Source organism: Streptosporangium sp. NPDC023615, from assembly GCF_040640155.1.
In the GTDB taxonomy this organism is placed as follows: Bacteria; Actinomycetota; Actinomycetes; order Streptosporangiales; family Streptosporangiaceae; genus Streptosporangium.
Map to the genome: position 1 here is coordinate 22,640 of NZ_JBFABE010000039.1, position 13,202 is coordinate 35,841.

Consider the following 13,202-nt stretch of genomic DNA (forward strand, 5'->3'; position numbering starts at 1 on the left):
GCCGGGGTCGGCGGGGTGGCGGGCCTGTCCCGGGGGCCTGCCGCCGTGCTCGGCCGTGTTCAGCCGTGTTCAGCCGTGTTCGGGCTCCACCGGGAGCCACAGTTCGGCGTCGGCCTCGGTCTTGTCCGGCGACAGGCGGACGCGCAGGATCTCGGGGCCGATGCGGGTGCGGTACGGGTTCGACGGGAACCACTCGGTGAACACGTCCCGCCACAACTCCTGGATGGCCCGCGGCACCGGCCCGGAGACGGTGAACACCGCCCAGGTGCCGGCCGGGACTGCCAGCGTGCTCGTGCCCTCGGGAGCGGCCATGGAGGTGATCACGCCCTGGTGGTAGTCGAGCTCGGTGCCCTCGGCGCGGCCGGGGTCCAGGTCGTCGCAGACCGCGACGATGCCGTGCGGCTCCTGGTCCGACAGCTTCTCCAGGCGCTCCAGGGCCCGCGGGTCGATGCCGCGGACAAAGTCGATGATCGCCTGGTTCGGCCCCGCGTGCACCAGCGGTATCCGGGTCCTGAGCCCGACGACGGTGAAGGCGGCCTTGTCCACGAGGCGGTAGCGCATACTGCTGCTCCCCTCGACGGTGAGGCGGAAGGTCAGCCGGGACTGGGAGTTGAGCGCGGCGCCGGTACGCCGGGCCTCGCCCGGCCCGATGCCGTGCATGGCACGGAACGCCCGCGCGAACGCCTCGCCGGAGCCGTAGCCGTGGCGCACCGCGATCTCCAGCAGGGTCTCCCGCCCGGCGAGGACCTCGGCGCCCGCGAGGGTGAGCCGGCGGCGCCGGATGTACTCCGACAGCGGTATGCCCGCGAGGGCGGAGAACATCCGGCGCAGGTGGTACTCCGAGGTGGCCGCGATGCGTGCCAGCTCCTCCACCTCGACGGTCTGGTCGAGATGGCGCTCGATGTGCTCCATGGCCTGGTTCAGCCGCTCCAGCATGCCCGGTCCCCTTCCTCACGGCGACCACCACGCTAGTGCCACGACCGGAACCGTTCTCCCGGTCGGGTGATCATGCCGTGAGGGGAGGGGGCGTCCGCCGGAGCGGGTGCCCGGTGGCGGACGTGCCGCTGCCGGGCACCGGTTCTCCGTCCGGACCCGGCAACGGGGGAGGTGTGTCTACCCGGCGCCGTGGTCGGTGCCGTCCCCGTCCGGGCCGGGGGTGTGCTGTCCCAGGCCCCGGCGGATCGCGATCTCCACGGGGGAGTACGCGCCGTCGGCCCGTTCCAGCTCGTACGGCGCGGCCGGCATCAGCGGCGGCTGGGCCATGAAGCGCGGCCGCGCCCCGTGGTGCGGTTGCGCCGCGTGGACCAGGAACGGATGGCACAGGAAGACGTCGCCCGGGGACCCGGTGGCGAGGGCGACCGGCCGGTGGTCGGACGCCGCCACCAGATCGGGCGCGAGCACCAGCCCGCTCGCCCCGTCCTCGCCGTACTTCTCCAGCACCTTCGGCACGTCGAGGTGTGAGCCGACCCGGATCCGCGTCGGGGCGTCCTCCTCGCCGACCTCGCTGAACAGGAAGAGCATCAGCAGCGCCCGGCCCCGGGAGCGCAGATTCGTGAAGTACCAGCTCTCGCCCTCCGGCAGATAGCTCCCCTCGATGTGCCAGCCCGCGTCGTCCGGCTCCTCCTCGTGCGGGAAGCGCAGCGGGAACGTGCCCAGCGAGTAGCGCGGCTCCCAGCGTCCCGCGCCGACGAGCAGGTCGTACGCGCGGTGCAGGAACGGGGAGTTGGGTGCGGCGGCGAACGGCCCCTGCGCCAGGCCGGGCACCCAGTGCACGGGCTTCGTCCACGTCTCCGGGTCGTCCGGGTCGCAACCCGTCTCCCGCCACAGCAGCCGCGCGCAGTCCGCGGCCACGCGCGGCGCGACGGCGCCCTCCAGCTTCACGAAGCCGTCGCGGAGAAAGTGGGATACCAAGGTCGTGTCGTCCATGCCCCCATCGTGCGGCGGCACGGGCCCCGGCCGCCCGACACTTCCCGCACCGCCTTTGTCGGGTGTTCACCGAACCCCTCCCCGCCCCGCGGCCTGGCAGACCGAAGCCCGACGGCCGGGCGCGCGAGGGCTTCTCGGCCGGCGAGCGCCGGGAACGACCGGGCGGTGTGCTCGGCGTCCTCTACGTGACCTTCGCCGAGGGGGCGACGGCCACGTCGGGCGACCGGCTGCCGCGCCCCGTACGCGGTACCTGCCCGTACCGGTAGGGTTCTTGATCATTCGAGGTGATCAGGCGGAAAGGGTGGGCCGCTGTGCTCTCCGTGTCTACTCTCGGGCCGCGGCGGCGTCATCCGGTGTTCTGGTGGTGGCTGGCGGCCTCGTACGCGTTATGGGAGATCATCCGGGGGGTGGTGACACCCTCGCGGTACGTCACGTGTGTCGGGCCGCCGACCCTGCACCCGGTGGGTCCCGTCCGCCGCACAGCCGCGGAGGTGGCCGAGATGGCCGGGGACGTGCTGTACCCGGCGGGGCCGTTCCTCCTGGCGATGATCGCCCTGTTCGTGGCCAGGCGCGACCATGCCCGGGTCCACCTGATGGCCGCGGTCGCCGGGTTCGGGATCGTCGCGTTGCCCGAGGTGCTGGCGGTCGCCACGGAGATGCTCAGGCCGTCCGCGGAGCCGCCGCCCGGCTGCCTGCCGGACCCGGAGCCGTTCCGCGTCCTGCCGGTGGTCGTGGCCTGGGTGGTCTCGCCACTGACGATGATCCTGTTCGCGGGCGCCGCCGGGACGCGCGTGCGCCCGGACCGGGGCTCCGTGCTGCGCCTGGTCGCGGCGCTCGGGGTGATCGTGCTCCTCGTGCAGGCCGCGCGGATCCTGCCCGAGCGACTGGCGGCACCGCCGGTCGCGGATGACGGCACTCCCCGGTACGCGCTGCTCGCCATGGGCTACCTGGAGACGGTGAACCTGGACACGGGCCGCATCGCCCACGAGTACATGCCCTACCTCGGCAGGCGCATCACCCCGATCAACGCGGTGGCCGCCACCCGCGAGCCGGGTGAGTACGTGGTGAGCGTGACCTTGCGGCGGGGCCAGGACTCCTGGTCGCCGCGCGGCTTCGTCTCACGCATCCACCGCCTGACGGTGGACGCCGACGGCCAGGCGAAGCTGGGCCGGGCGCTGTCGGGCAGGCTGAAGGGGAACGTCGACCGGATCGTGCTGTCGCCCGAGGGCCGTGTCGCCTACCACCGCCGGACCGAGGACCGCGATCACGAGCAGACCTCCTACGTCGGCGTCCTCGGCCCCGACGTCGAATGGCGGGCGGCCGCGTACGGGTTCTACTGGAGGGACGCCCACGCCCTGGTTCTGCCCGACGACCTCCACTTCACCGGGGTCACGTACCCGCCGAAGCCGAAGTCGGTCAAGGCCTGGGAAGGTGCCCTCGACGTGCGGAGGCCCGCGTCGGAGCGGATGCCCGCGTCGGATCCGTCGTCCGCGGTGACGCTCGTCCGGGCGCCCCGCGACAACGGCAGCCACACCCTCCCCCACCCCCTGCCGGACGGCCGGACCCTGCGGGTGCGCCAGGGCAGCTACGAGCAGCCGTCCGAGCTGATCCTCTACGACGGGGCCCGGAAGGTGACCACGGTACTCACCCTGAGCTGCGGCGAGATCGTGTCGATGGCGCTGGACCGATCGGGTCGGCATCTCCTGGTCGGCAAGAACAACGAGAACGATTCGGTGGCCGGCAACCGGCCGTGCGGGGGCAAGGACCACGAACTGCTCCGCGTCGATCTTGCTCCGACGGCCACCGGCGCCTTCCCGCACAGGGTCGTCTGGCGGGGCGAGACCTACGTCGGCGGACTCACCTGGTGACCGATCCCCGCGGGCGACCGGCCGGATCACGTCCACCACCACCGATCGATCCGGCTCGTGAACACCCCACAGGACGAAAGACCCGGTTCCGGGTCATGGAGCCGGGTCCTTCGCCGTGTCACCCGGTCGGTGCCACCGGGGAGAGACGCGGAGTTCAGGACCGGCGCAGCAGGACGGTGCCCGCCGTGCGCGCCGGGTGGCTCAGGAATGTTCCCATCCGCGTCGCGGGACGCGGGAGCCGGCCCGCACCTCGTCCCGGCTGCGGTAGACGATGTAGGGGCGGGTGACGTACCCGACCGGGGCGGTGAGCATGTGCACCAGCCGGGTGAACGGCCAGAGCGCGAACAGCGCCAGCGCGCTGAGGGCGTGCAGCCGGAACAGGATCGGCGCCCCGGCCATCAGCGACGGGTCCGGGCTGAAATAGAAGATCGACCGGAACCAGGGGGAGATCGTGGTGCGGTAGTCGTAGCCGCCGCCGACGATGTTGGCCACCACCGTGGCCGCCAGGCCCAGCACCAGGGTGACGGTCAGGGAGGCGTACATGAGCTTGTCGTTGCGGGTGGTCGCGGTGAACACCGGGCCGACGGTGCGGCGCCGGTAGATCAGGATGGCGATGCCGCCCAGGGTCGCGACGCCCGCGACGGTGCCGAGCACGACGGCCACGACGTGGTAGACGCCCTCGCCGATCCCGGCCGCCTCGGTCCACGCCTTGGGGACGAGGAGCCCGCCCACGTGGCCGAGGATCACGACCAGGATGCCGAAGTGGAACAGCGGGCTGCCGATGCGCAGCAGCCGCGACTCGTACATCTGCGACGACCGGGTGGTCCAGCCGAACTTGTCGTAGCGGTAGCGCCAGGCGTGGCCGAGCACGAACACGGTGAGGGCCACGTACGGCGCCACCACCCAGAGCAGTACGTCCAGCGCGTTCACCGGTTTCCTCCCGAGACGGTGAAGGGTTCGAGGCCGACCTCCTCGGCCGGCGGCCCCTGGGCCGCCAGTCGCAGCGCGGCCTGTCGTTCCCGCGCGCTCACCGCGGGCAGCGTGGCCAGCACCGCGGCCACCGGGTCGGCGTACGGGGACCCCTCGGCCTCCAGGGCCTTGAGCAGCACCTCCAGGCCGGCGCGGCTCTCCTGCAGCAGGCGCCTGGCCTGCCGGACGGCCCCGCGCGCCGACAGCTCGCACACCACCGCCAGGTGGTCGGGCAGCTCCCCGTCGGCGAGTTCGAACCCGGCCTCGCGGAAGGCGTGCTTGAACCGCAGCAGGGCGGCGCCGCGCTTGCGGGTGTCACCGTAGGCGTAGTACGTGAGGTAGAGGCAGCAGCGCCGCTTGAGGTCGAACGTGGCCACGTAGTGTGCCCGCAGCTCGACCGGCGCCGTGGCGGCGAGGTGGGCCAGGAAGGCCGACAGCCGGTCGCGGACCTCCCCGGCCGGGAGCGCCTCCACCGCCCCGGCCAGGAGCGGCCGCTCGTCGTGGAGGCGGTCGTCGGGGTAGCCGAGCAGCACCGAGGCCACCAGGTGGGCGGTGCGCAGCGCGTCCTCGTGAAGCCTGCCGAGCCGGGCGGTTCCGTCGGGTACCTCGGTTCCGCCCGGTTCACCGGCCCTGCGGGACCTGCCGGACCTGCTGAGGATCGTCATGAGCGCTTCTCTCCGTTCCCCTTGGGGAACAGGCCGTCCGGCGTTCCCTTGCCGTCCCAGTTGAGGAGGTTGACCCGGCCGCGCAGCTCGCCCGCGCCGGTGACGTCCTCGCCCTGCTGGCGTTCCTTGAGCGCGTGGAAGTTCTCCACCGACACCGGGGCGGGCAACCCGGAGGCCTCGCCGAACGGGCCGCCCATGCCGGGGCCGCCCTCGTAGTCGAGGCTGCACCCGGTCATCGACTCCTCCAGCCGCGCGCCCTGCTCGGCGTGCGCCTTGGGGATGACGTAGCGCTCGTCGTAGGCGGCGATGGCCAGCAGCCGGTGCATCCGCTCGACCGCCTCCCCGGTCAGGCCCACCGCCTCCGCGATCGACTCGTCGCGCTCCTGGCCCAGGTTGATCCGGCGCATGTACGAGCGCATCGCCGCCAGGCGGCGCAGTACCCCACGCACCGGCGCGGGGTCACCGGCGGTGAACAGCTCGGCCAGGTAGCCGATGGGAATGCGCAGCGCGTCGATCGCGCCGAACAGGTTCCCGGCGTCCTCGCCGTCGTGGCCGGTGCCCGACAGCACGTCGACGACCGGCGAGAGCGGCGGGATGTACCAGACCATGGGCATGGTGCGGTACTCCGGGTGCAGCGGCAGCGCCAGCCCGAACTCGAAGATCAGCTTGTGCACGGGGGAGCGCCGCGCGGCCTCCAGCCAGTCCTCGGGGATGCCCCCGGCACGGGCCGCGTCGATCACCGCCGGGTCGTGCGGGTCGAGCATCACGCTCCTCTGCGCCTCGTACAGCGCCTTCTCGTCGGCGACGGCGGCGGCCTCGCCCACCCGGTCGGCGTCGTAGAGGACGATCCCGATGTAGCGCAGCCGGCCCACGCACGTCTCCGAGCAGACCGTGGGGATGCCCACCTCGACGCGCGGGTAGCAGAACGTGCACTTCTCGGCCTTGCCGGTGCGGTGGTTGAAGTACACCTTCTTGTACGGGCAGCCGGTCACGCACATCCGCCAGCCCCGGCAGCGGTCCTGGTCGACCAGGACGATGCCGTCCTCGGAGCGCTTGTACATCGCGCCCGACGGGCAGGAGGCCACGCACGAGGGGTTCAGGCAGTGCTCGCAGATGCGCGGCAGGTAGAACATGAACGCCTGCTCGAACTCCAGCCTCACCTGGTCCGACAGCTTGCGCAGCACCGGGTCGGAGGGCGCCAGCTCCGGGCCCCCGGCCAGGTTGTCGTCCCAGTTCGCGCTCCAGCTGATCTTCGTCGGCTCGCCGGTGACGAGCGACCGGGGACGGGCGACCGGGGTGTCGTCCTGCATGGGCGCGGAGAACAGCCGGTCGTAGTCGTAGGTCCAGGGCTCGTAGTAGTCCTGGATCGACGGCATCAGCGGGTTCGCGAAGATCGACAGGAGCTTCTTCAGCCGCCCGCCGGCCCGCGGCCGCAGCCGCCCTCCCCGGGTCCGCTCCCAGCCGCCCTTCCAGCGCTCCTGGTCCTGGTAGGTGCGGGGGTAGCCCTGCCCGGGGCGGGTCTCGACGTTGTTGAACCACACGTACTCGGTGCCGGCCCGGTTGGTCCACGCCTGCTTGCAGGTGACCGAACAGGTGTGGCAGCCGATGCACTTGTCCAGGTTCATCACCATGGCGAGCTGTGCCATGACGCGCATCAGTAGTCGACCTCCTGGCTGCGGCGGCGGATCACGGTGACCTCGTCACGCTGGTTACCGGTCGGGCCCAGATAGTTGAAGGCGAACGACAGCTGGGCGTAGCCGCCGATCAGGTGGGTGGGCTTGATCAGCAGGCGGGTCAGGGAGTTGTGGATCCCGCCGCGCCTGCCCGAGGTCTCGCTCCTGGGCACGTCCACCACCCGTTCCTGGGCGTGGTACATGTACACGGTCCCGGTGGGCATGCGGTGCGAGACCACGGCCCGGGCCACCACGACGCCGTTGCGGTTGACCGCCTCCACCCAGTCGTTGTCGCGGATGCCGGCCCGCTCGGCGTCGGCCGGGCTCATCCAGATGTTCGGCCCGCCCCGCGACAGGGTGAGCATCAGCAGGTTGTCCTGGTACTCGGAGTGGATGGACCACTTGGAGTGCGGGGTCAGGTAGCGCACGGTGATCCCGTGCTCGGGGCCCTCGCTCTCGCCGACGCCCGGCTCGCCGAACAACACGGTCATGTTCAGCGGCGGGCGGTAGACCGGCAGCGCCTCGCCGGCCTCGTGGATCCAGTCGTGGTCGAGGAAGAAGTGCTGGCGGCCGGTGAGGGTGTGCCAGGGTTTGCGGTGCTCGACGTTGACGGTGAACGCCGAGTACCGGCGCCCGCCGGTCTCGCTGCCCGACCACTCCGGCGAGGTCGTCACCGGTACCGGCCTGGCCTGGGTGTCGGCGAAGGTGATCCGCTTGTGCTCGTCGGCCAGGCCGTCGAAGGAGGTCCCGGTGCGACGGCCCAGCGTGGCGAACCCCTGCGCGGCCAGATGGCCGTTGGTGGTGCCGGACAGCGCCAGGATCGTCTCGCACATGTCGGTGTCGCGGGCCAGGGAGGGTCTGCCGTCGGCCACGCCGCCGCGCACCAGGCCGTTGGTCCGGCCGAGCCGGGCGACCTCGTCGGTGATCCGGTAGGTGATGCCCTTGGTGGTGGCGCCGAGTTCCTCGGCCAGCGGGCCGAGTGCGGCCATCTTGTCGGCGATCGCCCCGTAGTCCCGCTCGACCGTCACGATCTTCGGGAAGTTCCGGCCGGGCACGGGCGTCTCGCCGGTCCGGCGCCAGTCGCGGACGTGGCCGTGGGGGGTGGCGAGCTCGTCGGGGGTGTCGTGCAGCAGCGGCACCGCGACCAGGTCGGTGCGGGTGCCCAGGTGGGAGGCGGCCAGCGCGCTGAAGGACCGGGCGATGGCCGAGAAGGCGGCGAAGTCGGTCCTGGTCTGCCAGGGCGGGTCGATCGCCGGGCTGAAGGCGTGCACGAACGGGTGCATGTCCGTCGAGGACAGGTCGTGCTTCTCGTACCAGGTGGCGGCCGGGAGCACGATGTCGGAGAACAGCGTGGTGGAGGTCATCCTGAAGTCCAGCGAGAGCAGCAGGTCGAGCTTGCCGCGCGGCGTCTCCTCGTGCCAGGTGACGTCCTGGGGACGCTGCTCGGGCGCGGCCTCGGCCGCCCGGACCGAGGAGTCGGTGCCCAGCAGGTGCCGCAGGAAGTACTCGTTGCCCTTGGCCGAGGAGCCCAGCAGGTTGGCCCGCCACACGGTGAGCACCCGCGGCCAGTTGCCCGGCGCGTCGGGGTCCTCGCAGGCGAAGCCGAGCTCGCCCGAGGCCACCTTGGCCGCGACGTGGTCGCCGGGCGTCTGGCCGGAGGCGGCGACCTCGTCGGCCAGGTCCAGCGGGTTGCGGTCGAACGTCGGGTACGACGGCATCCAGCCCAGCCGCGCCGACTGCGAGAGCAGGTCCGCGGTGGCCTTCCCGGCGAACGCCCCGCCGCCCAGCGGGGAGGAGACCGTGTCGGCGGAGTAGGTGTCGTAGCGCCACTGCCCGGTGTGCAGGTACCAGTAGGCGGTGCCGATCATCTGCCGGGGCGGGCGCGACCAGTCCAGGCCGAAGGCCATCTGCGCCCAGCCGGTGACCGGCCGGCACTTCTCCTGGCCGACGTAGTGCGCCCAGCCGCCGCCGTTGACGCCCTGGCAGCCGGTGAGCGTGGTCAGCGCAAGGAACGAGCGGTAGATCGTGTCGGAGTGGAACCAGTGGTTGGTCCCCGCACCCATGATGATCATGGACCGGCCGCGGGACTCCTCGGCGTTGCGGGCGAACTCGCGGGCGATCCTGATCGCCTTCGCGGCCGGCACGCCGGTGATCGCCTCCTGCCAGGCCGGGGTGTACGGGGCGCCGGCGTCGCCGTACCCGGGGGCGGCGTCGCCGGAGGCGCCGGGCGCCGGGCGGGTCACGCCGTACTGGGCGAGCATGAGGTCGAAGACCGTGGTCACCAGCCGGCCCGCGACCTCGCGCACCGGGACCTCGCGCCGCAGCACGCCGGGGCCGCCCGCCTGGTCGAAGCGGGGCAGCAGGACCGTCACGGTCGGCCCGCCGTGCAGCGAGAGCAGCGGGTCGACGTCGCCCAGGTCGAGGTTCCAGCGGCCCTCGCCCGCCTCGGCGTAGCGGAACCCCAGCGAGCCGTTGGGCACCGCCGGGGCGCCGGTGACGGCGTCGACGAGCACCGTCTTGAACGCCGCCTCGGTGTCGCCGCCCGTGCCGCCGCTCAGGTCGGCGGCGGTCAGGTCGGCGGCGGTCAGGAACCTGGCCGGTACGTAACCGCCGCCCTCCTCGCGGCCGGCGGCGTCCCCGGCGTCCCCGGCGTCCCCGGCGTCCCCGGTGCTCCCGGTGTTCCCGGTGTTCCCGGCGTCCGCTTCGCGGCCGGCGCCGTCGCGGTCGCCGCGCCGCTCCAGCGTCACCAGGAACGGCAGGTCGCTGTGGCGCTTGACGTAGTCCACGAAGTACGGCACCTGCCGGTCGACGAAGAACTCCTTCAGGACCACGTGCCCCATCGCCATGGCCAGCGCGCCGTCGGTGCCCGGGTGCGGGGCCAGCCACTCGTCGGCGAACTTGGCCGCGTCGCTGTAGTCGGGGCTGACCACGACGACCTTCTGCCCCCGGTAGCGGGCCTCGGTCATGTAGTGCGCGTCCGGCGTGCGGGTCACCGGCACGTTCGACCCCCACAGCATCAGGTAGGCCGCGTCCCACCAGTCGGCCGACTCCGGCACGTCGGTCTGGTCGCCGAACACCTGCGGGGAGGCCACCGGCAGGTCGGCGTACCAGTCGTAGAACGAGAGCATGGTCCCGCCGAGCAGTGACACGAACCGGGCGCCGGAGGCGTGGGAGACCATCGACATGGCCGGGATCGGGGAGAACCCGGCGATCCGGTCAGGTCCGTACTCCTTGATCGTGTGCACGTGCGCGGCCGCGATCATCTCGGTGGCCTCCTCCCACGTGACCCGCACCAGCCCGCCCTTGCCGCGGGCCGACTGGTAGCGGCGCCGCCGCTCGGGGTCGGAGGTCACCTCGGCCCACGCCGCGACCGGGTCGCCCAGGCGCGCCCTGGCCTCCCGGTACATCTCCACCAGCACGCCGCGGGCGTAGGGGTGGCGCACCCGGGTGGGGGAGTAGGTGTACCAGGAGAACGCCGCCCCGCGCGGGCAGCCGCGCGGCTCGTACTCCGGCCGGTCCGGTCCCACGCTCGGGTAGTCGGTCTGCTGCGCCTCCCAGGTGATGATCCCGTCCTTGACGTAGACCTTCCAGGAGCACGATCCGGTGCAGTTCACCCCGTGGGTGGAGCGCACCACCTTGTCGTGACTCCACCGGTCCCGGTAGAAGGCGTCCCCCTGCCGGCCACCGATCTGGTGCAGCGTCCGAAGATCGTCGGAGACCCTGCCGGGACGCAGATGCCGTCCCAGTCGCAACAGGGCGTCGCCGGCCGGACCGTCCATGCCCGTCATGTGTTCTCCCTCGTTCTCGTCACGGACCGGGCGCCCTCGAAGGCCCGTGTGCGATGCGGCGCCCCCGGGTCGGAAGGGGCCCGGTGCGGCCGGTGGGTGCGGGTGGCCGGGGTGCCCGTGGTGCCCGTGGTGCCCGTGGTGCCCTTGGTGTCCGTGTCGATGTGCCGGTAGCGGATGTTCCGTTCTCATCCTTGCGAGGGGCCGTATATGCCTTTAGGGCCTTTGGTCCCGTGGAGGCGGCCCAAGGGCCCGAAGACCTCACCGGGACGGACGGCACGACGCGAGGACGAGCCTTGACTACCCACGGTGGGACGATGTCGCTCACGGTGCCGGTCCGGGGCCGGGGGCCGCGGACCTCGCGGGTGACGCACGGGCGGCTCACGGGCGGCGGGACCTCGCGGGTGACGCGCGGGCGGCTCACGGGCGACGCGGAGGACTCGGCATACTTGATCGCATGCGACGCCGCTTCCAGCAGGTCGATGTCTTCACCGCCGTCCCCTACCGGGGCAACCCCGTCGCCGTCGTGCTCGACGCGGAGGGGCTGAGCCCGGAGGAGATGCTCGAGTTCGCGCGCTGGACGAACCTGTCGGAGACCACCTTCGTCCTGCCGCCGGAGGCGCCCGGCGCGGACTACCGGGTGCGGATCTTCACCCCGGGCCTGGAGCTGCCCTTCGCCGGGCATCCGACGCTGGGCACCTGCCATGCCTGGCTGTCGTCGGGCGGGACGCCCGCGAGATCCGGCGTGATCGTCCAGGAGTGCGGGCTAGGCCTGGTCCCGGTGCGCCCGACCGGGGAGGGGGCGGCCTTCGCCGCCCCGCCGCTGCTGCGTTCCGGGCCGGTCGAGGAGGAGGTCGTCGAGCGCGTCGCGCGCTCGCTCGGCATCGGCCGCGCCGACGTCCTGGACGCCGAGTGGGCCGACAACGGGCCCGGCTGGGTGGCCGTCCTGCTGGCGAGCGCGGACGAGGTGCTCGCGCTGCGGCCCGGGGTCGTCGACCTGGACGTGGGCGTGGTGGGCCCCTACCCGCCCGGGTCGCCCGAGGCGTTCGAGGTGCGGGCGTTCTTCCCCAAGGACGGGGTCACGGCCGAGGACCCGGTGACGGGCAGCCTGAACGCCTCGCTCGCCCAGTGGCTGCTGCGCACCGGCCGGGCCGAGGCGCCCTACGTGGCGGGTCAGGGGACCGTGCTCGGGCGCGCCGGGCGGGTCCACGTCTCCCGCGATCCCGACGGGACGATCTGGGTCGGCGGTGGCACGATCACCTGCGTCACGGGCGAGGTCGAGCTGTAGGTCCCCGGCCCGGTCCGGGGACCTCCGTCAGGTGACGGGGACGATCCTCGCCTCGACGAGGCGGCCGTCCTCGACGCGCAGTGTGCCCAGGGTGCCGTGCGGCTGGCGGCGGCGGTCGGTGGGCGACCCGGGATTGAAGATCCGCAGACCGTCCGCCGCCTGGTCCATGGGGATGTGGGAGTGCCCGAACACCACCAGGTCGGCCGAGGGGAATCTGCGCCGCATCCGGGCGAGCCGCCCCTGCGCCGTCCCGCTGTCGTGGATCATCGCCACCCGCAGGCCGCCGAGATCCAGCTCCAGGGTCTCCGGCGCCACCACGTCCGGTCCGTCGTTGTTGCCCTTGACCACGTGGACCGGGGCGTAGGAGGCGAGCTCGTCGATGACCCCGGCGACGCAGACGTCCCCCGCGTGCAGGATCGCGTCCGCGCTCCGCAGGTGCTCGGCCACGGCGGGCGGGCACGACTTCCACCGCCGGGGCGCGTGGGTGTCGGAGAGCACGACCACGTTCATGCGCCCATGCTCCCACCGGCCCGTTCCCGGTCGAAGAACGTCTCCACGACACGCGTGTGCAGCGGGAACGCCAGCTCCCGGGGGCCGTCGATCACCAGCCACTCCGAGGTCTCCGAGGTGGCCGCGACCGGCGGGAGACAGGCCGCGTCGGTGCGCGGGCCCCGGGCGAAGACCAGCACGGTGCCGTCGGGGGCGCTGAGAACGTCGAGGAGCCGTACCTCGTCCACGTCGACGTCGATCCCGGTCTCCTCGCGCAGCTCCCGCACGGCCGCCTGCTGCCAGGACTCGCCCATGTCGACGAAGCCGCCGGGCAGGGCCAGCCCGCCCCGGTGCGGTTCGACGGCGCGCCGGATCACCAGCAGGCCGTCGTCCACGGGCAGCACCATCACCGCGACCGGCAACGGGTTGAGGTAGGAGGTGTTGCCGCAGCCGGGGCAGGTGCGCGGCCAGGCCTGGCCGGGGGCGAACGCGGCGCCGCAGAAGGAACAGTGGGAGTTCTTGGTCGTCACCACGGTGAG

General features: G+C 72.7%; 11 protein-coding genes. 3 read left to right on the forward strand and 8 right to left on the reverse strand.

Annotation, left to right across the window (positions count from 1 at the left end; all coding sequences use genetic code 11):
- Nucleotides 1-69 precede the first annotated feature (69 nt).
- Together AB0G16_RS24505 and AB0G16_RS24510 are read right to left on the reverse strand one after the other, a co-directional pair.
- Nucleotides 70-936, reverse strand: coding sequence for an AraC family transcriptional regulator (locus tag AB0G16_RS24505; RefSeq protein WP_362809183.1), 867 nt, complete (start codon nucleotides 934-936; stop codon nucleotides 70-72).
- A gap of 177 nt (nucleotides 937-1,113) precedes the next feature.
- Nucleotides 1,114-1,926 (reverse strand): phytanoyl-CoA dioxygenase family protein, encoded by an 813-nt coding sequence (locus AB0G16_RS24510; RefSeq protein ID WP_362809186.1) that lies wholly within the window; start codon nucleotides 1,924-1,926, stop codon nucleotides 1,114-1,116.
- A 62-nt stretch (nucleotides 1,927-1,988) separates the two neighbouring features.
- Here AB0G16_RS24510 and AB0G16_RS24515 point away from each other — a divergent pair, with 62 nt between their 5' ends.
- Nucleotides 1,989-2,192 carry a hypothetical protein gene (locus AB0G16_RS24515; RefSeq protein ID WP_362809189.1) on the forward strand — a complete coding sequence of 68 codons (204 nt, stop codon included), beginning with the start codon at nucleotides 1,989-1,991 and terminating at the stop codon, nucleotides 2,190-2,192.
- Nucleotides 2,193-2,387: 195 nt separating this feature from the next.
- A complete protein-coding gene (locus tag AB0G16_RS24520; RefSeq protein ID WP_362809192.1) occupies nucleotides 2,388-3,794 on the forward strand; it encodes a hypothetical protein in 1,407 nt (468 codons plus the stop codon).
- A gap of 201 nt (nucleotides 3,795-3,995) precedes the next feature.
- On the opposite strand, the gene narI is transcribed toward AB0G16_RS24520, so the two are convergent.
- Genes narI through AB0G16_RS24540 form a run of 4 tightly spaced genes read right to left on the reverse strand, consistent with a single transcriptional unit; the run spans nucleotide 3,996 to nucleotide 10,889 of the window.
- Nucleotides 3,996-4,724, reverse strand: coding sequence for a respiratory nitrate reductase subunit gamma (gene narI, locus AB0G16_RS24525; RefSeq protein WP_362809195.1), 729 nt, complete (start codon nucleotides 4,722-4,724; stop codon nucleotides 3,996-3,998).
- Nucleotides 4,721-5,428 carry a nitrate reductase molybdenum cofactor assembly chaperone gene (gene narJ / locus AB0G16_RS24530; RefSeq protein WP_362809197.1) on the reverse strand — a complete coding sequence of 236 codons (708 nt, stop codon included), beginning with the start codon at nucleotides 5,426-5,428 and terminating at the stop codon, nucleotides 4,721-4,723. The genes narI and narJ overlap by 4 nt, the downstream gene beginning before the upstream one ends.
- Nucleotides 5,425-7,083: a nitrate reductase subunit beta gene (gene narH, locus AB0G16_RS24535; RefSeq protein WP_362809200.1), complete on the reverse strand. Its 1,659-nt coding sequence runs from the start codon at nucleotides 7,081-7,083 to the stop codon at nucleotides 5,425-5,427. The genes narJ and narH overlap by 4 nt, the downstream gene beginning before the upstream one ends.
- A complete protein-coding gene (locus AB0G16_RS24540) occupies nucleotides 7,083-10,889 on the reverse strand; it encodes a nitrate reductase subunit alpha (protein WP_362809203.1) in 3,807 nt (1,268 codons plus the stop codon). Before AB0G16_RS24540 ends, narH begins: the two co-directional genes overlap by 1 nt.
- 454 nt (nucleotides 10,890-11,343) lie before the next feature.
- Here AB0G16_RS24540 and AB0G16_RS24545 point away from each other — a divergent pair, with 454 nt between their 5' ends.
- A complete protein-coding gene (locus AB0G16_RS24545) occupies nucleotides 11,344-12,174 on the forward strand; it encodes a PhzF family phenazine biosynthesis protein (RefSeq protein WP_362809206.1) in 831 nt (276 codons plus the stop codon).
- 27 nt (nucleotides 12,175-12,201) lie between these two features.
- Here AB0G16_RS24545 and AB0G16_RS24550 read toward each other — a convergent pair whose 3' ends face one another.
- Nucleotides 12,202-12,684: a metallophosphoesterase family protein gene (locus tag AB0G16_RS24550; protein WP_362809209.1), complete on the reverse strand. Its 483-nt coding sequence runs from the start codon at nucleotides 12,682-12,684 to the stop codon at nucleotides 12,202-12,204.
- On the reverse strand, nucleotides 12,681-13,193 hold the full coding sequence (locus tag AB0G16_RS24555; protein ID WP_362809212.1) for an NUDIX domain-containing protein: 513 nt from the start codon (nucleotides 13,191-13,193) through the stop codon (nucleotides 12,681-12,683). Before AB0G16_RS24555 ends, AB0G16_RS24550 begins: the two co-directional genes overlap by 4 nt.
- Between the last annotated feature and the right edge of the window lie 9 nt (nucleotides 13,194-13,202).

What these genes read in the sequence shown, in the direction of transcription:
- AB0G16_RS24510 (WP_362809186.1), bottom strand. Translation starts at nt 1,926, where the DNA reads ATGGACGACACGACCTTGGTATCCCACTTTCTCCGCGACGGCTTCGTG.
- narH (WP_362809200.1), bottom strand. Translation starts at nt 7,083, where the DNA reads ATGCGCGTCATGGCACAGCTCGCCATGGTGATGAACCTGGACAAGTGC.
- AB0G16_RS24545 (WP_362809206.1), top strand. Translation starts at nt 11,344, where the DNA reads ATGCGACGCCGCTTCCAGCAGGTCGATGTCTTCACCGCCGTCCCCTAC.
- AB0G16_RS24505 (WP_362809183.1), bottom strand. Translation starts at nt 936, where the DNA reads ATGCTGGAGCGGCTGAACCAGGCCATGGAGCACATCGAGCGCCATCTC.
- AB0G16_RS24550 (WP_362809209.1), bottom strand. Translation starts at nt 12,684, where the DNA reads ATGAACGTGGTCGTGCTCTCCGACACCCACGCGCCCCGGCGGTGGAAG.
- narJ (WP_362809197.1), bottom strand. Translation starts at nt 5,428, where the DNA reads ATGACGATCCTCAGCAGGTCCGGCAGGTCCCGCAGGGCCGGTGAACCG.
- AB0G16_RS24540 (WP_362809203.1), bottom strand. Translation starts at nt 10,889, where the DNA reads ATGACGGGCATGGACGGTCCGGCCGGCGACGCCCTGTTGCGACTGGGA.